Source organism: Pseudoduganella sp. RAF19 (assembly GCF_052114165.1).
GTDB lineage: Bacteria > Pseudomonadota > Gammaproteobacteria > Burkholderiales > Burkholderiaceae_D > Rugamonas.
Map to the genome: position 1 here is coordinate 419,296 of NZ_JBFREF010000003.1, position 16,833 is coordinate 436,128.

The 16,833-nt window shown below is 61.7% G+C and carries 19 protein-coding genes; 11 read left to right on the forward strand and 8 right to left on the reverse strand.

Going from position 1 to position 16,833, the window contains the following annotated elements:
* Positions 1 to 7 precede the first annotated feature (7 nt).
* Genes zwf through pgi form a run of 3 tightly spaced genes read right to left on the reverse strand, consistent with a single transcriptional unit; the run spans position 8 to position 4,057 of the window.
* Positions 8 to 1,480 (reverse strand): glucose-6-phosphate dehydrogenase, encoded by a 1,473-nt coding sequence (gene zwf / locus AB4Z19_RS09795; RefSeq protein WP_442035154.1) that lies wholly within the window; start codon positions 1,478 to 1,480, stop codon positions 8 to 10.
* Positions 1,481 to 1,517: 37 nt separating this feature from the next.
* Complete coding sequence (locus AB4Z19_RS09800; RefSeq protein ID WP_442024169.1) at positions 1,518 to 2,411, reverse strand: SMP-30/gluconolactonase/LRE family protein; 894 nt, start codon at positions 2,409 to 2,411, stop codon at positions 1,518 to 1,520.
* Positions 2,408 to 4,057, reverse strand: a complete 1,650-nt coding sequence (pgi, locus tag AB4Z19_RS09805) for a glucose-6-phosphate isomerase (RefSeq protein WP_442035156.1) — start codon at positions 4,055 to 4,057, stop codon at positions 2,408 to 2,410. Before pgi ends, AB4Z19_RS09800 begins: the two co-directional genes overlap by 4 nt.
* Before the next feature lie 229 nt (positions 4,058 to 4,286).
* Here pgi and edd point away from each other — a divergent pair, with 229 nt between their 5' ends.
* The 7 genes from edd to AB4Z19_RS09840 are packed head-to-tail and all read left to right on the forward strand — an operon-like array spanning position 4,287 to position 9,081.
* Positions 4,287 to 6,209 carry a phosphogluconate dehydratase gene (edd, locus tag AB4Z19_RS09810; RefSeq protein WP_442024164.1) on the forward strand — a complete coding sequence of 641 codons (1,923 nt, stop codon included), beginning with the start codon at positions 4,287 to 4,289 and terminating at the stop codon, positions 6,207 to 6,209.
* A gap of 1 nt (position 6,210) precedes the next feature.
* Positions 6,211 to 6,831, forward strand: coding sequence for a bifunctional 4-hydroxy-2-oxoglutarate aldolase/2-dehydro-3-deoxy-phosphogluconate aldolase (gene eda, locus AB4Z19_RS09815; protein ID WP_442024162.1), 621 nt, complete (start codon positions 6,211 to 6,213; stop codon positions 6,829 to 6,831).
* Positions 6,831 to 7,322 (forward strand): Rhs element Vgr protein, encoded by a 492-nt coding sequence (locus AB4Z19_RS09820; RefSeq protein ID WP_442024160.1) that lies wholly within the window; start codon positions 6,831 to 6,833, stop codon positions 7,320 to 7,322. Before eda ends, AB4Z19_RS09820 begins: the two co-directional genes overlap by 1 nt.
* A gap of 35 nt (positions 7,323 to 7,357) precedes the next feature.
* Positions 7,358 to 7,714: a bleomycin resistance protein gene (locus AB4Z19_RS09825; protein ID WP_442024158.1), complete on the forward strand. Its 357-nt coding sequence runs from the start codon at positions 7,358 to 7,360 to the stop codon at positions 7,712 to 7,714.
* A gap of 10 nt (positions 7,715 to 7,724) precedes the next feature.
* The gene (locus AB4Z19_RS09830) at positions 7,725 to 8,378 is read left to right on the forward strand and encodes a DUF4386 domain-containing protein (RefSeq protein WP_442024156.1); all 654 of its coding nucleotides are present in this window, start codon (positions 7,725 to 7,727) and stop codon (positions 8,376 to 8,378) included.
* Positions 8,379 to 8,419: 41 nt separating this feature from the next.
* Positions 8,420 to 8,725, forward strand: coding sequence for a hypothetical protein (locus tag AB4Z19_RS09835; RefSeq protein WP_442035158.1), 306 nt, complete (start codon positions 8,420 to 8,422; stop codon positions 8,723 to 8,725).
* Positions 8,726 to 8,727: 2 nt separating this feature from the next.
* Positions 8,728 to 9,081 (forward strand): DUF3147 family protein, encoded by a 354-nt coding sequence (locus tag AB4Z19_RS09840; RefSeq protein WP_442035159.1) that lies wholly within the window; start codon positions 8,728 to 8,730, stop codon positions 9,079 to 9,081.
* On the opposite strand, the gene AB4Z19_RS09845 is transcribed toward AB4Z19_RS09840, so the two are convergent.
* Positions 9,078 to 9,824, reverse strand: a complete 747-nt coding sequence (locus AB4Z19_RS09845; RefSeq protein ID WP_442035160.1) for an AAA family ATPase — start codon at positions 9,822 to 9,824, stop codon at positions 9,078 to 9,080. The genes AB4Z19_RS09840 and AB4Z19_RS09845 overlap by 4 nt on opposite strands.
* A gap of 132 nt (positions 9,825 to 9,956) precedes the next feature.
* Here AB4Z19_RS09845 and AB4Z19_RS09850 point away from each other — a divergent pair, with 132 nt between their 5' ends.
* On the forward strand, positions 9,957 to 11,012 hold the full coding sequence (locus AB4Z19_RS09850) for an acyl-CoA dehydrogenase (protein ID WP_442035161.1): 1,056 nt from the start codon (positions 9,957 to 9,959) through the stop codon (positions 11,010 to 11,012).
* Between the two features lie 45 nt (positions 11,013 to 11,057).
* Entirely contained in the window at positions 11,058 to 12,275 is a 1,218-nt protein-coding gene (locus tag AB4Z19_RS09855; RefSeq protein ID WP_442035162.1) for a DUF3667 domain-containing protein, read from the forward strand.
* A 3-nt stretch (positions 12,276 to 12,278) separates the two neighbouring features.
* Here the strand turns inward: AB4Z19_RS09855 and AB4Z19_RS09860 are convergent, their stop codons facing one another.
* Positions 12,279 to 13,139 (reverse strand): NmrA family NAD(P)-binding protein, encoded by an 861-nt coding sequence (locus AB4Z19_RS09860; protein ID WP_442028824.1) that lies wholly within the window; start codon positions 13,137 to 13,139, stop codon positions 12,279 to 12,281.
* A 105-nt stretch (positions 13,140 to 13,244) separates the two neighbouring features.
* Here AB4Z19_RS09860 and AB4Z19_RS09865 point away from each other — a divergent pair, with 105 nt between their 5' ends.
* Entirely contained in the window at positions 13,245 to 14,141 is an 897-nt protein-coding gene (locus AB4Z19_RS09865) for a LysR family transcriptional regulator (protein ID WP_442028823.1), read from the forward strand.
* On the opposite strand, the gene AB4Z19_RS09870 is transcribed toward AB4Z19_RS09865, so the two are convergent.
* The 3 genes from AB4Z19_RS09870 to AB4Z19_RS09880 are packed head-to-tail and all read right to left on the reverse strand — an operon-like array spanning position 14,138 to position 16,076.
* A complete protein-coding gene (locus AB4Z19_RS09870) occupies positions 14,138 to 15,082 on the reverse strand; it encodes a diguanylate cyclase (RefSeq protein ID WP_442028822.1) in 945 nt (314 codons plus the stop codon). The two genes, AB4Z19_RS09865 and AB4Z19_RS09870, sit on opposite strands and share 4 nt — an antisense overlap.
* 3 nt (positions 15,083 to 15,085) lie before the next feature.
* Entirely contained in the window at positions 15,086 to 15,709 is a 624-nt protein-coding gene (locus AB4Z19_RS09875) for a chemotaxis protein CheC (protein WP_442035163.1), read from the reverse strand.
* A gap of 1 nt (position 15,710) precedes the next feature.
* Positions 15,711 to 16,076, reverse strand: coding sequence for a response regulator (locus AB4Z19_RS09880; protein WP_442035164.1), 366 nt, complete (start codon positions 16,074 to 16,076; stop codon positions 15,711 to 15,713).
* A gap of 79 nt (positions 16,077 to 16,155) precedes the next feature.
* Here AB4Z19_RS09880 and rpiA point away from each other — a divergent pair, with 79 nt between their 5' ends.
* Positions 16,156 to 16,833, forward strand: a complete 678-nt coding sequence (gene rpiA, locus AB4Z19_RS09885) for a ribose-5-phosphate isomerase RpiA (RefSeq protein WP_442028903.1) — start codon at positions 16,156 to 16,158, stop codon at positions 16,831 to 16,833.

The following is a 16,833-nucleotide window of genomic DNA, read 5'->3' on the forward strand; positions in this document are numbered from 1 at the left end:
TTAGTCTTTAGTCTTCCGGGAGCGCTTCTTCGCGCCATTGTAGGCCATCGCGTCCGATCAAGGCACTGGCGGCGGCAGGGCCCCAGGTACCGGAGGCATATGGCAGCGGCGAGGTTTCGTCCTGCTCCCAGTAGTTCAGGATCGGTTCGACCCATTCCCATGCCGCCTCCAGTTCGTCGCCGCGCATGAACAAGGTCAACTGGCCGCGCAGCACGTCGAGCAGCAGACGCTCGTAGGCATCCATGCGCGGCATCTTGAATGTCTCGCGGAAGTCCAGTTCCAGTTCCGCCGGTTTCAGGCGCATGCCTTCGCCTGGCGTCTTGGCCATCAGATTCATGCGCAGGCCTTCGTCCGGCTGCAGGCGGATCACCAGGGAATTCGGCTGGAAGCTGGAAGTCGGCTGATTGAAGATCGAATGCGGAATCTGCTTGAAGCGCACCACGATTTCCGCCAGGCCGTCCGCCATGCGCTTGCCGGTGCGCAGGTAGAAGGGCACGCCCGCCCAGCGCCAGGTATCCACTTCCGCCTTCATGGCGACGAAGGTTTCGGTGCGCGAATTCTGTGGCGCTTCCGGTTCATCGCGATAGCTCGGCACAGGCTGGCCATCGACGTGGCCGGCGCGGTACTGGCCGCGCACGATGTTCTGTGCCAGCGTGGTCGGCGTGAAGCGTTTCAGGGAACGCAGCACTTGCAGCTTGGCGTCACGCACGGCGTCCGGCGCGATCGAGGTTGGCGGTTCCATGGCGACGATACAAAGCAGCTGCAGCAGGTGGTTCTGCAGCATGTCGCGCAGGGCGCCCGAGGTGTCGTAGTAGCCGATGCGGTTGCCTACGCCAAGCTTTTCGGCAATGGTGATCTGCACGTCCGAAATCCACTCGCGGCGCCACAGCGGCTCGAACAGGATATTACCAAAGCGCAGGGCCAGCAGATTCTGCACGGTCTCCTTGCCGAGATAGTGGTCGATACGGTAGATCTGCGATTCTTCGAAGACGGTGCCGACTTCCTTGTTGATCTGCTTGGCCGATGCCAGATCGCGGCCCAGCGGTTTTTCCAGCACCACGCGGGAATTCGGTGCCACCAGCTTGTTGGCCTTGAGGTTGTCGCAGATCTGCGAGAACAGGGCAGGCGGGGTGGCCAGGTAGTACACGCGGGTCAGCGACAGGTCGTTGCGCAGCGCCTCGGACAGCGGCTTGTAAGTGGCCGGGTCGGTCGCATCCAGCGATACGTAGGTGATGCGGCCGAGTAAGCGCGTCCAGCTTTCTTCCGAGCCCTTGGCGGCTTTGTTGTGCGGGCGGCTGTCGGTATTCACCATCTTGATGAAGTCCTCCTGGCTGCTCTCGGCGCGGCCGACGCAGATGATGCGCGCAGTCGGCGGCAGATCGCCGCACACGTCGCGGCTATACATCGCAGGCAGCAATTTGCGCATCGCGAGGTCGCCGCTGCCGCCAAACAGAACCAGGTCAAAATCGGAAAGGGCCATAATGTCTTCGTGGTGATGTCAGTGTTTTAATGAGGTACTACGCTACGTAAGCAGGCTCGATGCGGCCGGCGACAGGTAGGCGTACGGACAGCAGCTTGCCGCTCAGTGGCATGGCCGCCAGTTCTTCCGCCGGACGCTTGCTGGCGCTGGTGATGTACAGCGTGCGCAGGTCGGCGCCGCCGAATGCGACCATCGTGGGGCAGCGTACCGGCAGCTTGATCTCATCCAGCTGTTCACCGGACGGGGACAGTTTCACAATGCGGCCGCCTTCGAACATGGCGACCCAGTAGTTGCCTTCGCTATCTACCGCAGCGCCGTCGGGACGGCCGCCGTAAGTGGGCGAGGACTTGTTATCGTCAAAGCGGCGCAGTTCGCGTTCATTGGACACGGCGCCGGTCTTCACGTCGAAATCGAAAGCGCGCACGCGGTGCGTAGCGGTATCGGCGTGGTACATGGTCTTGCCGTCCGGGCTGAAACCCAGGCCGTTGGAGTTGGTCATGCCACCCGACCAGGCTTTGCGCACGGCGCCGCGCTCCAGCACGAACATCTCGGCGGCTTCCTTGTCGCGTGGTTCGTAGATCGTGCCGACCCAGAAGCGGCCGGCCGGATCGACTTTGCCGTCGTTGAAGCGGGTAGTGGACTGGTCGTAAGGCGCAGACAGGATCTGCGTCAGCGCGCCGTTATCGGTGTTCAGATGCGCGAAGCCGCTGCGCATGGCGACCACCAGACCGCCTTGCGCGTCGCGCGCCAGTGCGGAAGGCTCCGCAGGCATGGCCCACTGCTCGTACTTGCCGCTGGTGGCGCACAGGCGCTGCACGGCCTTGCCTTCGATGTCCACCCAGTACAGGGCTTTCTCTTCCGGCGACCAGAGCGGGCCTTCGCCTACTTTCGAGACGGCGTCGCAGGCGACGCTGATGTCGTAAGTGCTCATAGGATCTGCGCGGCCTTTGCCTTGGCGATCAAGCCGTTGGTAGAACTGTCATGCACTTCGGTGTCAGCTTCGCCGGTCAGTTCGGCCTGGATTTTCTTGGCCAGCACTTTGCCCAGTTCCACGCCCCATTGGTCGAAGCTGGCGATATTCCACACCACGCCTTGCACAAAAGTCTTATGCTCATACAGCGCGATCAGCGCGCCCAGCGTAGCAGGCGTCAGCTGGTCCATCAAGATCATATTGGAAGGGCGGTTACCCGGGAACAGCTTGTGCGGCACCATTTCTTCGATGTCGCTGGCCGACATGCCGGCGCCTTTCAGCTCCGCGCGCACTTCGGCATCGGTCTTGCCCTTCATGAAGGCTTCGGCCTGAGCGAAGCAGTTCGCCAGCAGTGCATCGTGATGGCCCGGCAGGTCATGCGATGCGCGCAGCGCGGCGATGAAGTCGATCGGCGTCACGTCCGTTCCCTGGTGCAGAAGCTGGAAATAGGCGTGCTGCGCGTTGGTGCCGCACTCGCCCCAGACGACAGGGCAGGTTGGCGTATCGACCGGCTGGCCATTCTTCGTCACGCGCTTGCCGTTGGATTCCATGTCCAGCTGCTGCAGGTAGGCCGGGAAGCGGTTCAGGTCCTGGTGATACGGCGCGATGGACAGCGAAGTGCAGTTCAGGAACTGGCGGTTCCAGAAGCCGATCATGGCCAGCAGCACCGGCATGTTCTGCTCCAGCGGCGCGCTGCGGAAATGCTCGTCCATTTCATGCGCGCCCTGCAGGAAGGCCTGGAAATACCCGAAGCCCACGGCCAGTGCCACCGGCAGGCCGATTGCCGACCACACCGAATAACGTCCGCCGACCCAGTCCCAGAAGGGGAACATGTTTTCCGGATCGATGCCGAAAGCACGCACTGCTTCGGTATTGGTGGACACCGCAACGAAGTGGCGCGGCAGATCCGCTTCCTTGGCTGTCTTCAGGAACCAGCTGCGCGCGGACTGCGCATTCATCATGGTTTCGGCGGTGGTAAAGGTTTTCGATGCCACAATGAACAGCGTCGTCTCAGGATTCACCTGCGACAGCGCGGCATCCATATCGTGCCCGTCCACATTGGACACGAAATGCATCTTCAAGCGCGGATGGCTGTAGGAACGCAGTGCCAGAACAGCCATTTTCGGACCCAGATCGGAGCCGCCGATGCCGATATTGACCACGTCCGTGATCGGCTTGCCGGTGTAGCCCAGCCAGCCGTTGTTGCGGACTTTATCGGTGAAGACCTTGATGCGGTCCAGTACCGCGTGCACGTCGGCGTTCACGTCCTGGCCGTCCACTTTCGGCTGTTTGCCACGCGGCATACGCAGCGCGGTGTGCAGCACAGCGCGACGTTCGGTAATATTGATTTTTTCACCGGCAAACATCGCGTCGCGCTGCTCAGCAACGCCGCGCGTGCGCGCCAGGTGGACCAGCAGCTCAACGGTTTCGGCACTGATGCGGTTCTTGGAATAATCGAGGAAAAGGTCGGCCGCTTCCACGGTCATGCGTGGGAAGCGCTGCGGGTCCTTAGCAAACAGCTGGCGCATCTCCCATTCGCGGGCGTCGTGCGCGTGGTTTTCGAGGGCCTGATATGCGGCGGTAGAGGTCAAAGCGGGCAGGCGCATAATTGTCCGATGTTCTATTGGATTGAGAATATTATTTAACTATACAGGAAAACTCGGTAAATTCACTACAAAACTTTTACGGAGCTGCGCAAATCAGCGCTTCCTTCGAAGATTCAAGGCAAGAATGCCTGTCAGTTTGATAATGCGGATTCAATCTCGTATGCGAAAGATGCAGGCGAGGAGGAATTTTGTAGTAAAATTTCTGACAATTCATTGATGAGGAACGATCATGCCGTTGCATCCAGTCCTGGAAAAAGTTACCGCGCGGGTTATCCAGCGCAGCCGCCCATCGCGCGGCGCCTATCTGGCCCATCTTGAGGCCGCCCGCGTCAAGGGCCGCCCGCAACGCGGCACCCTGGCCTGCACCAACCTGGCCCACGGCTTTGCCGCGTTCCCGGCGAACGACAAATTGATCCTGAAGGAAGTGAAGAAGCCTTCCGTGGCCATCGTTTCCGCTTACAACGACATGCTGTCGGCGCACCAGCCGTTCGAGCAATTCCCGGCCATCATCAAGGACGCCGTACGCAAGGCCGGCGCCGTGGCCCAGTTCGCAGGCGGCACGCCAGCCATGTGCGACGGCGTGACCCAGGGCCAGCCGGGCATGGAACTGTCGCTGTTCTCGCGCGACACCATCGCCATGTCGACCGCCGTGGCGCTGTCCCACAATATGTTCGACTCCGTGCTGTACCTGGGCGTGTGCGACAAGATCGTGCCGGGCCTGCTGATCGGCGCACTGCATTTCGGCCATCTGCCAGCGGTGTTCGTGCCGGCCGGCCCGATGACTTCCGGCCTGTCGAACAAGGACAAAGCTGCAATCCGCCAGCGCTATGCTCAGGGCAAGGCGACCCGTGAAGAACTGCTGGAAGGCGAGTCTCTTTCCTACCACGGTCCGGGCACCTGTACTTTCTACGGCACCGCCAACAGCAACCAGCTGCTGATGGAAATCATGGGCCTGCACCTGCCGGGCGCCGCCTTCATCAATCCATACACCCCGCTGCGCGATGCGCTGACTGCTGCCGCCGCCGTGCGCGCCGCGCAGATCACCGAGATGAGCGATGAGTTCACGCCGGTCGGTCATATCGTCGACGAGAAATCCATCATTAACGCCATCGTCGGCCTGCTGGCGACTGGCGGTTCGACCAACCACACCCTGCACCTGGTGGCGATCGCCAAGGCTGCGGGCGTGGTGATCGACTGGGACGACTTCAATGAGCTGTCGTCCGTGGTGCCGCTGCTGTGCCGCATCTACCCGAACGGCGATGCGGACGTGAACCACTTCCACGCTGCGGGCGGCACCGGCTTCGTGATCCGCGAGCTGCTGGACGCGGGCCTGCTGCATGAAGACGTGAACACCATCCTGGGCAAGGGCCTGCGCCGCCACTGCGCCGAGCCATTCCTGTCCGATGACGGCGAAGGCGTGATCTTCAAGGATGCTCCGGCCAAGAGCGCCGACGAGAAAGTGCTGCGCGGCGTGGCCGATGCGTTCTCGAAGGATGGCGGCATGGTGCTGGTGCAGGGTAATCTGGGCCGCGCGGTGATGAAGGTGTCCGCGGTGAAGCCGGAACACCAGTCGGTGGAAGCGCCTGCGCTGACCTTCAATTCGCAGGAAGAGTTCATGGCCGCCTACAAGGCCGGCAAGCTGGATCGCGACTTCGTGGCGGTAATCCGCTTCCAGGGACCGAAGGCCAACGGCATGCCGGAACTGCACGCGCTGACCCCGGCGCTGGCCAATCTGCAGGACGCGGGCCGCAAGGTGGCGCTGGTGACCGATGGCCGCATGTCCGGCGCATCCGGCAAGGTGCCTGCGGCGATTCACGTGTCGCCTGAAATTCTGGCCGGCGGTCCTCTGGGCCTGGTGCGCGATGGCGACATGATCCGCCTGGACGCAGCCAGCGGCACGCTGGAAGCGCTGGTGGCCTCCGATGTCTGGCATGCGCGCTCGCTGGCAACCGCCGACCTGTCGCCGAACCAGATCGGCATGGGCCGCGAACTGTTCACCATGTTCCGCAACACCGTGTGCGAAGCGGAGAAGGGCGCTACTTTGTTCCCGCTGCCGTCGCCGATTCCGACCACGGTCGAACTGCATGGCGGCCTCAATGTGGGCAACACCGTGCCCGGTTCCGATGAAGATTTCCTGATCAAGAAAGCCTGAGATGACCTTACTTGAAATTATGCGTACTTCGGCCGTGATCCCTGTGATCGCGATCGACGATCCTGATCACGCCGTGCCGCTGGCGAAAGCGCTGGTGGCGGGCGGTATCCGCGTGCTGGAAGTGACCCTGCGCACCAAGCATGGCCTGGATGCGATCCGCGCCATGAGCGCAGTCGAAGGCGCCATTGTTGGCGTGGGCACGCTGACGCAGCCGGAGGAATTTGCCGCTGCGCGCGATGCGGGCGCGGTGTTCGGCGTGTCGCCGGGCCTGACCGATGCACTGATCGGCGCCGCCAAGTCGTCCGGCCTGCCGCTGCTGCCGGGCGTGATGACGCCTTCCGAAGTGATGAAGGCACGCGAGCAGGGCTTCCGTCAGCTCAAGCTGTTCCCGGCTGTCCCGGCGGGCGGCGTGGGCATGCTGAATGCGATTGCCGGACCGCTGTCCGACATCACCTTCTGCCCGACCGGCGGCATTTCTCAGGAAACCGCACCGGCCTTCCTGGCGCTGAAGAACGTGGCTTGCGTTGGCGGTTCCTGGCTGACGCCAAAGGATGCCATGGCGGCCGGCGACTGGGACCGCATCACCGCGCTGGCCAAGGCAGCATCTGCGCTGAGGTCCTGATGCAGCGCATCGCCCGTTGTCTGACAGCGGGCGAGATAGCGATGGCGCGCTTGCTGTTCGGCGACGCCATCGACTATTCGCGGGTACGTGTTCACAACGCCCGCTACCTTCCTCTCGTGCAGCCGAAGAACGTCTGCATCACGCCTAACGGCTCGCTGTACTTCCACGCTTCCAGCTACCTCGACGATTTTGCTTCTGCCTCGGCGCAGATGCAGCACTGGTTCATGCATGAGATGGCGCATGTGTGGCAGCACCAGCTGGGCTATCCCGTGCGCTTGCGCGGCGCGATCCGGCTTGGGCTGTCCTACGATTACGAACTAACTGCCGAGCTGCGGCTGTGTGACTACAATATGGAAGCGCAGGCCGAGCTGCTGGCTGACTACTTCTTCCTGCGTTTTATCGAAAACGCCGACACGGCGGCCTATTCGCCGGCGCTCGACACATTCCTGATCGACCCGTCCGATCCTTGCCACTTACCCGGCCGCGGCTGATTGCATTTTTGCTACTTCTGCGTCATGCTCACGGCATGCAAACCGTGATCCCACAGCTCCGCATGACCAATGCCCAGCGCAGCCTGGCTTTCTATGTTGATGGCCTTGGCTTCGTGGTCGATTGGGAGCACCGCTTCGAGCCCGGCTTTCCACTGTTCGTACAGCTGACGCGTGCCGGCCAGAGCATCTTCCTGACCGAGCATACCGGTGATTGCGAGCCGGGCGGGGCGGTCTATTTCATCGTGCCGGATGTTGACGCGTGTTTCGAGGATTTCAAGTCGCGCGGCATGGCACCTTACGCGCCGCCGGAAGATATGCCCTGGGGGACGCGCGAAATGCAGCTGCGGGACCCCGACGGCAACCGCTTGCGCTTTGCGAGCGATCCCTCTTAGGAGCATGGCCATGGCTACATCGGAACAGAAGCAAGTGGCGCGCGTGGCGGGCCTGCTGTATCTCATCGTTGTAGTCACCGGAATCTTCAGCCTGGGCTATGTGCCGTCGCACGTACCGCCCACCGAAATCTCTTCGCACCTGGAGTTGTACCGGCTCGGTATCGCAGCGGGCCTGCTGTGCTACGTGGCCTTCCTGCTGCTGCCGTTTGCGCTATACCGCCTGCTACGCGGCTACGGTCCACAGATTGCGGTGCTGATGGTGGCGCTGGCGGTTGTGAGCGTGCCGATCTCGCTGCTTAGCCTGCGCTACAAACTCGATGTGCTGACACTCGTCGCCCAATCCGCGCCGCAGCAGCAGATCGATCTGGCGCTTGCGGCATACGGCAACGGCATCCTGATCGCCAAGCTGTTCTGGGGGCTGTGGCTGCTGCCATTCGGCTATCTGGCTTATCGCTCCGGCTTTATTCCAAGAGTGCTTGGGATGCTGCTGATGCTGGGCTGCCTTGGCTACCTGATCGACGTCTTTGGCCGCGTGCTTTCCCCCGATTTCGACGCAAACTACGTCACGCTGCCCTCCGCGCTGGGCGAAATTGGCACATGCCTATGGCTGCTGGCATTCAGCATGCGCTCCCCGGCGACGGTCGCCACGGTGGCGAGTGAGTGATAGTATCTCTCTTCCGAACACAATAACGAGATCACGGATCAATGAGCATTGTTGCAATCTACAGCTTTGAGGGCCGCTTCGCGGGGAAGTCCGAGTACGAATTCTTTTACCCGGAAGTGGACGCCGTCCACAAATGCATGCTGTTCCAGGTGCAGGTGGACGATGTTGAATCGTGGGAAGGCGCAACTGCCGAATGCGCGAAATACGGCTTCACCGACATCCAGCCCAACGGCTTCGGCGTGATGATCCCCGAAGTCCTGGACGAAGAAGCGTACCAAGGCTTCCGCGTCAACTACGACGAAGCGCTGCAACTCGGCAGCTCGCTGATTTATTACGCCAATACTTAAGCATGGCCTGGATCATCACCAAATATCTGGTGACCGCCGGTGTGGTTGTCGCAGTCTCAGAATTCGCCAAGCGCAGTGATCGGCTTGGCGGGCTGATTGCCGCGCTGCCGATGGTGACGGTGCTGGCGCTGATATGGCTTTATGTCGAAAATCAGCCGCAGCAAAAGATCGCCAATCATGCCTGGTACACGTTCTGGTACGTTATTCCCACGCTGCCGATGTTTCTGGTCTTTCCTTGGCTATTGCCGCGCCTTGGCTTCTGGCCGACGTTGGGCGTGTGCCTGGTCTTCACGGTGATTTGCTTCGCGCTGTTCGCGATTGTGGCGCGCTGGTTCGGCGTGGAGCTGCTGCCTTAGCGTTCCAGCAGCACCTTCAGCATCCGCTCGGGATGCGCCATGAAGTCGTGCATGACGCGGTAGTGTTCCGTGTCCTCATATTCGACCAGCCGGATACCGCGCTCACCGCACTCATAGATATATGCGTTCGGATAGGACATCAGAATCGGCGAGTGTGTGGCGATGATGAACTGGCAGCGATCGCCAACCAGATCGTGCAGGCGGCTTAGCATCGCCAGCTGGCGCTGCGGCGACAGTGCCGCTTCCGGCTCGTCCAGAATAAACAGGCTATCGCCGCGGAAGCGCTCCATGAACACCGTCAGGAAAGTCTCGCCGTGCGACTTTTCGTGCAGCGACTTGCCGCCGAAATAGCTGATGATCGGCGGCCCTCCGGGAGGCTTGTCCAGCTCCTCGATCTCGGTGCTGACGTTATAGAAGGTCTCGGCGCGGAAGAAAAAACCATCGCGCGGCTGCTTCACACCGCGTACCAGGCGCAGATGCTCGTGAAGATCCGTATGCGACGCACGCGTCGCAAAGTTGAAATTGCGGCTGCCGCCTTCAGGATTAAATCCCATACCTACCGCAATCGCCTCCAGCAAAGTCGACTTGCCCGAACCGTTCTCGCCAACGAGGAAGGTGACCGAAGGATGCAGCAGCAAATTATCGAGCGACGCGATCGCCGGCAAATTAAAAGGAAACTCGTCGGCCCTCTCGGCCGACGACGGTTTCAATCCAATCTCTGAAACGTACGGTCTCGTCTTCATTTGCTTGCCATTGTGGCAAAAACACGGTCGCCGTACAAGGAGGGCGGTGGGCAGGAGAGTAGAATGCTGCGATTCTGCTAAACCGGCTTTGATCCAATGTCTTTGAACCAGCACATCACCCAACGAGATCTTTTGCGTATTTGCCAGCACGCGGCGGCCGCTGATGTGGGCGGCTTTCTGGAGCCTGTGCAGCAGGCGCTGATTCACCGGCGGGGTTGGTTGCGGATGTTGGCGCCGCGCGCGACAGGTGGGGCGGAGTTGCCGCTGCCGGAGGTGGTGCGTCTCGAAGAGGAAATCGCGGCGGCGGATGGCAGCATGGGCTGGGTCGTCACGCTGTGCGCAGGCGCGGGATGGTTTGCGGGCTTTCTGCCGCCGGACCTGGCGCGCGAGATCATTGGCACGCGGCGTGTCTGCCTGGCGGGCAGCGGCGCGCCGACCGGTTTTGCGGAACGCGAAGGTGACGGCTTCCGCATCACGGGACGCTGGGATTACGCCAGCGGTGCGCCGATGGCCACGCACTTCACGCTGAACGCCGTGCTGCGCGAGAACGGCCAGCCGCTGCGGGATGAAAACGGTGCGCCGCGCATCAGTGCATTCGCGGTGCCAGCGGCGCAGGTGTCGATTGTGCCGACCTGGCACAGCGTCGGACTGCGCGCGACGGCGTCGCACAGTTACAGTATTCAGGGACAGTGGGTGCCGTCCAGCCATGGCTTCGTGATCGATGCCGCGCATGCGACGGCGCCGGGGCCGCTGTATCAATTCCCGTTTTATCCGCTGGCTTACATCACACTGGCCGCCAACCTGGCCGGCATGGCGCGTCACTTCGTGGGACTGGCACGCGACTCGATCGCACGCCGCAAGCACACGATGAGCGGACAGCCGCTGGTACAGCGCCCGGAAGTGGAGCGTCTGCTGCACGATGCGCAAACGCAGCTCGTCCAGGCACGCGACCACGCTTACGCGCTGCTCGATCGTGCATGGGCGCGCGTGGCGGCCGGCGAGGAAGTGCCGCAAGCCGAAATCGAAAGCTTGCAGGACGCCTCGCTCTCGCTTGTCGCCGCTTCCCGCTCAGCGGTGGATGGTCTTTACCCCTACTGCGGCTTGTACGCCGCCAACGTGCACAGCACCATCAACCGGGTGTGGCGTGACTTCCACACGGCGACCCAGCATTCACTATTGCTGCCTTGACATGTGAGCTATCATGCTGATTTTGCAATCAGTAATGAGGTTGGCATGGGAGTGGAATTGGAAGCTGCGGGCGATCTGGTTACGGCCGGCCTGATAGCACACGAAATCGAAGGCAATGCCGGCGACCAGAGCGCGCATGTGCACAGCGGGGTCTGTGCCAACTGTGGCGCCAAGACTGCCGGTAATTACTGCGGAAATTGCGGGCAGAAGACCCACCTGCACAACTCCGTGCTGCATCTGGTGGAAGAGCTTATTCACGGCATGTTCCACTTCGAGACCAAGGGCTGGCGCACCTTGCCGCTGCTGGTCTTGCGCCCCGGCGAACTGACGCGCCGCTTCCTGGACGGCCAGCGCACGCGCTTCGTGTCGCCGCTGGCGCTGTTCCTGTTCATGATGTTCCTGATGTTCTTCGTGTTCTCGCTCACCGTGGGCAATCTGAATCACGGTGCGCCGGACAAGCAGGCAACACCGGAGCAGACGAGCGCGCGCCTCGCGGAGAAAGTGGAGAACCGAAAAGAACAGGTGATTGAGGCCGAAGCCGACCTGAAAGCGGCCGAGGGCGAGAAGGGCATTGCGAAAGCGCAGGCCGCACTGGAAAAGGCCAGGAAGAAGCTGGCGGCCGCCGAGGAAGCTGCGACCAAGGCTGCGGCGGTGACCACGGCTGCCGGTGCCGCGGCTGGCAGCTCGGCAAGCAGCGCAGCAAGCAGTTCAGCCAACAGCGCAGCAAGTAGCCCAGCAAGTAGCCCAGCAAGCAGCGCGCCCGCCGCAAAAGCCGACGATTCCGACTCCGACTGGGACTGGAAGAAAGAAGTGAAGTCGTCCAACATCAACAGCGATATCCCGTGGCTGAACGTGGCCCTGAAGCACGCGGTGGAAAACCCGGAGCTGGCGCTGTATAAGCTGAAAAACGCGGCCTATAAATACTCCTTCCTGCTGGTGCCGATCTCCATGCCCTTTTTGTGGCTGATGCTGTTCTGGAAGCGCGGTGCGTCGATGTTCAGCCACGCGGTGTTCTCGCTGTATTCGCTCTCCTTCATGTCGCTGCTGTTTGTGGTGGTAGCGATCCTGAGCTACTACGGCTTCAATGGCACGGCGGGCGTGCTGTTCTGCTTTGTCCCGCCATTCCACATGTACAAGCAGCTGCGCGGTACTTATGGTCTGACGCGCTACGAAGGCTTGTGGCGTACCTGCGCGCTGCTCTTCATGTCGGTGATCGCGCTCACCGTGTATTCGCTGGCTGTGCTGGCGCTCTCCGTCAGCTGATCGTCACGCTGTCTTGCCCGCGAGCGCTTCCACCACGGCGCTCACGGGTACCTCGCCCTTGTGCACGTTCGGGCCTTCAAATTCAATCCAGCCTTCATTGAAGCCGTCCAGCATGCGGATGCGGGGCAGGGGATGCTTCATGCCCTGGCTGCGAAACAGGGCTTCCCACTGGTCGCGCGGGACGGCTTCCATTTCCACGGTGCGGTTGAACACGAGCGACATGCATTCGGCGATCTGATTCGGCGACACGCGCGCCGGGCCTTCCAGCTCGACCACGCGCACGCCTTGCCATTCCTGGCGTAGCAGCTCGGCGGCAACCCGGCCTACGTCGACGGTGGCAACCATGGGCACAGGCTTATCCAGCGGCTGCAGGAAGCTGGGAACGATGCCGGTGGCTTTGGCCAGCGCAATATCCCAGATCATGTTTTCCATGAACCAGCCGGCGCGCAGGAAGGCAACCGGCATTGGCAGGTCTCTCAGCTTGCGCTCCATGATGCGCAGGGCGTTCAGCAGATTGGCCTCCGTGGCCTGTGCGCCGATGGTGGACAGGCAGACCACGCGCTTGGGCTGGGCGGCGATCAGTGCTTCGTACAGCGCTGCCACGCGCGCTTCGGTATCAGGAAAGCCGGGCGCCGGATCGAAGTTTGGCGGCAGCAGGACGAAGACGGCTTCGGCGCCGGCAAAAGCAGTGGTCAGCGCTGTCGCATCGGCCATGTCAGCCAGCGCGATCTCGCAGCCTTGCTTAGCCCAGGCCGCTCCTTTGGCAGCGTCGCGCACGACGGCGCGCACAGGCAGTCCTGCAGCGAGCAGGGTGCGGCCAACTTCGCCGCCGACTTGTCCGGTAATTCCAGTGATGACGTACATGATGTGCTCCTTGATGAGAAAGTGGAGCCATTTTCGCGGCGCTGCACTCATTTGACGATGGCATGGATCGCACTTCTTTCATGACTACGAATCATCAATTAGAATGTGCTGATGGAAGAAGGAATTCTCAGAGGCGTTGAAGTGCTGGCCGCGATTGTGGATACCGGCAGCTTTGCCGCCGCCAGCGAGGTGCTGGACATGTCGCCGTCCGGCGTGAGCCGTGCCGTGTCGCGCTTCGAAGCGCGGCTGGGCATACGCCTGTTCGAGCGCACCACGCGCTCGCTCACGCTGACGGACGAAGGCAGCCGCTTCTATGCCCAGGTGCTGCCGCTGATGTCAGAGCTGGAAGAATGCGTCAGCGATGCCTCGCAAGGCGCGGTGAAAGTACGCGGACGGTTGCGCGTGAACGTCGATCCCTTCTTTTCCAAGCTGGTACTGGGGCCGCGCCTCGGCGCTTTCCTCGATGCGCATCCCGATTTGCAGCTGGAACTGATTACACGTGATGATCTGGGCGATCTGATTGCAGACGGCATTGACCTCGCCCTGCGCTTCGGCCACCCGCAGCCATCAACGCTGGTGGCGCGCAAGCTGATGGAAACGCGCATTCTGACTGTCGCATCGCCAGCCTACATCGCCCGTCACGGCGCGCCTGCGAAGCCGGAAGATCTCAGGCGCCATCAATGCATCCACTTCCGCGACCCGGTGACGGGACGGCCGTTTGCATGGGAATTCCATCGCGGCAGCAAGCGCAAGACAGTGCAGGTCAGCGGCGCGCTCACCGTCAACGACGGCGCCACGTTGTACTCAACCTGCCTGGCAGGCTTCGGCATTGCGCAGGTGATGTGCTTCACGGCGGAAGCAATGATCAAGTCGGGCCAGCTGGTCGACCTCTTTCCCAGCTGGAGCGAGGAGACTTTTCCGCTTTACCTTTACTATCCCTCGCGCCGCCAGCTGCCGGCCAAGAGCCGTGCCTTCATCGACTACCTGGCGACCTTCCTTTAAATCTCCAGCGTCTCGACGCGGTCGCGGCCGCAGGCTTTGGCGTGGTAGAGGGCGCGGTCGGCTGCATTGATCAGATCATAGACTTCGCCGGGATGGCCTTTGTCCGTGCTGGCCACGCCGATGCTGATGGTGATGAGTTTATGCGGCGCCTGCGACGCCTCGTGAGGGATGTGCAGGTCGCGTACCTTGCGGCACATGGAGTGCGCCATTTGCAGGGCCGTATCGCCCGGCGTATCGGGCAGGATGACGGCAAATTCTTCGCCGCCGTAGCGCGCGAACAGGTCGGCGGGACGCTGCTGCATCGTCGCCAGCGCAGCCGATACGGCTTCCAGGCAGGCATCGCCCTGCTGATGGCCGTAGTGGTCGTTGTAGGCCTTGAAGTAATCGATATCCAGCATCATCAGCGACAGGGGCGAGCCGGTGCGGCGCGCGCGGCGCGCTTCGCGGTCGATGGCGATGTCGAAATGGCGGCGGTTGGCGACGCCGGTCAGATCATCCAGCAGGGTTTGCGAGCGCAGGGCCATGGCCTGCTCGCGCAGCAGATTCTCGCGCAGCACAGCGGCACTCACGTCATTAATCTGAATCAGGCAATGCCGTTCCTCGCCCGGCATATTGATGGGCGTAACCGTCAGCGCCTGATGCATGCGCTCGCCCTGTTCCGCTTCCGCCTTGCTGGCGTAAAGGGGCAGGGGCCAGCGGTTCAGCGTTTGCGAGAGCAGCGAAGGCATATTGTTGCGGAGTGCCTGCGTCACGGCGCCATCGAGACGCCGCCCGCGCTGGTCGGGGAACAGGTCGAAGAAATTGCGGCCCAGCGCTTCCGTGCTGGTGACGCCGGAGTGCTGGCCCATCCAGCGATTCCACAACACCACCAGATGTTCACTATCCAGCACCACAGCGCCGACATCAATCGTATCCAGCACGCTTTGCAGCAAGGGCTGCATGGTTCAGGCCCCACCCATGGCGCGCGCCAGATAAGAATTCACATGCACCTTCAAATCCTGCAGCGCGCTCACGTCCATGATGAAGGCCACGTCGCCGGAAATCTGCTGGCGTTCGACCGTGAATTCGATGTGCAGCATCAGCACCATCGATTCGCCCGCGCCGGACAAGGCCAGCAGCTCTTCGCTGTAGCCGACGTGGTAGGCGGGCAGTGATCCTTGCAGCTCGCGCTCGAAGATGTTCGCCAGCGCTCCCACGCAGCTATTCAGCAGAATGTTGCCGATCTCGCTCATGGCTTCCTGTTCCATTGCCGACAATTCTTCCAGCGGCATCGTCTCGCCCACCATCAGCCGCACGATCTGCTGGCTTTTCTCCTCGGGGAACATGAGGATGGCGTCGGTCTGGAAAGCGCCGGCGTAGTGCTGGCTGATGCCGCAAATGCGGCCGCTGCCTGTGCTCTTGGTGGCCAGCAGTTTGGCGGCCGCGGCGCGGCTCAGGAAGCTGATGGAAGGCACCGACATCGTCACCGTTTCGTTGACGATTTCGCTCATGGCGCTCGCCGCCTGTCCCACGCCGATATTGAACAGCTCGACGAGGGCGTCCAGCTCCAGTTCGGACAGGCGGATCATGTCAGGCTTCCAGTGGGGCGATCAGTTGTGCGATGCGTTCGGCGGTAATGGGTTTTTCCATGAAACCGACACCGATCGCTTCCGCCCGCTGGCGGGTGGCCGCCTGCACATTGGCGGTCAGCAGAGAAATGTGGCATTCCGGCAGCATGGCGCGCAGGGCGGCGGCGGCTTCAACGCCGCCCATGCCGGGCATGTTCACATCCAACAACACCAGGTCAGGCTGCAAATTGGGCGCCTTGGCGATGGCTTCCTCGCCGTTGGCGGCTTCCTCCACGATCCAGTCGGCGTGGCGAACCTGGATATGTTGCCGGGTGAGCATACGGGAGACTCGGCTGTCATCGACGATCAGGACGGTGCTTGGCTTCATGCTGATTTCCTCGGGAGGGTGGTCAATTCAGCTAAAATACGCCCATTTCTGTATCCGCATCTTCCAATTGATTGTAACTATGACGCAAGACAAATTGAAACAAGCTGTTGCTATTTCGGCTATTGATTATGTAATTGATGGCGAAATCATCGGCGTCGGCACCGGTTCTACCGCCAATTTCTTCATCGATGAACTGGCCAGGATCAAGCACCGCATCAAGGGCACGGTTGCCTCGTCGCAAGCGACCGCTGCCCGCCTGGCTGGCCACGGCATTCCTGTATTCGATCTTAACGAAGTTTCGGAAATCGCGGTGTACATCGACGGCGCCGACGAAATCAACGCCGCCGGCCATATGATCAAGGGCGGCGGCGCTGCGCTGACCCGCGAGAAGATCGTGGCGTCGGTGTCGAAGCAGTTTGTCTGCATCGCCGACGGCTCCAAGCTGGTTGAAACCCTGGGCAAGTTCCCGCTGCCGGTGGAAGTGCTGCCGATGGCGCGCAACGCCGTGATGCGCAAGCTGGCGGCCCTGGGCGGCCAGCCGAAGGTGCGTACCAAGTCCGGCTCGGACGAGATTTTCGTTACCGACAATGGCGGCAATATCATCGACGTGGCCGGCCTGTCGATTACCGATCCTGTCAAGCTGGAAACCGACATCAATCAGATCGTCGGTGTGGTGGCTGTTGGCCTGTTCGCGGCCCGCGGCGCAAATGTGTGCCTGCTCGGCACGTCCGAAGGCGTCAAAACCCTCAAATATTAA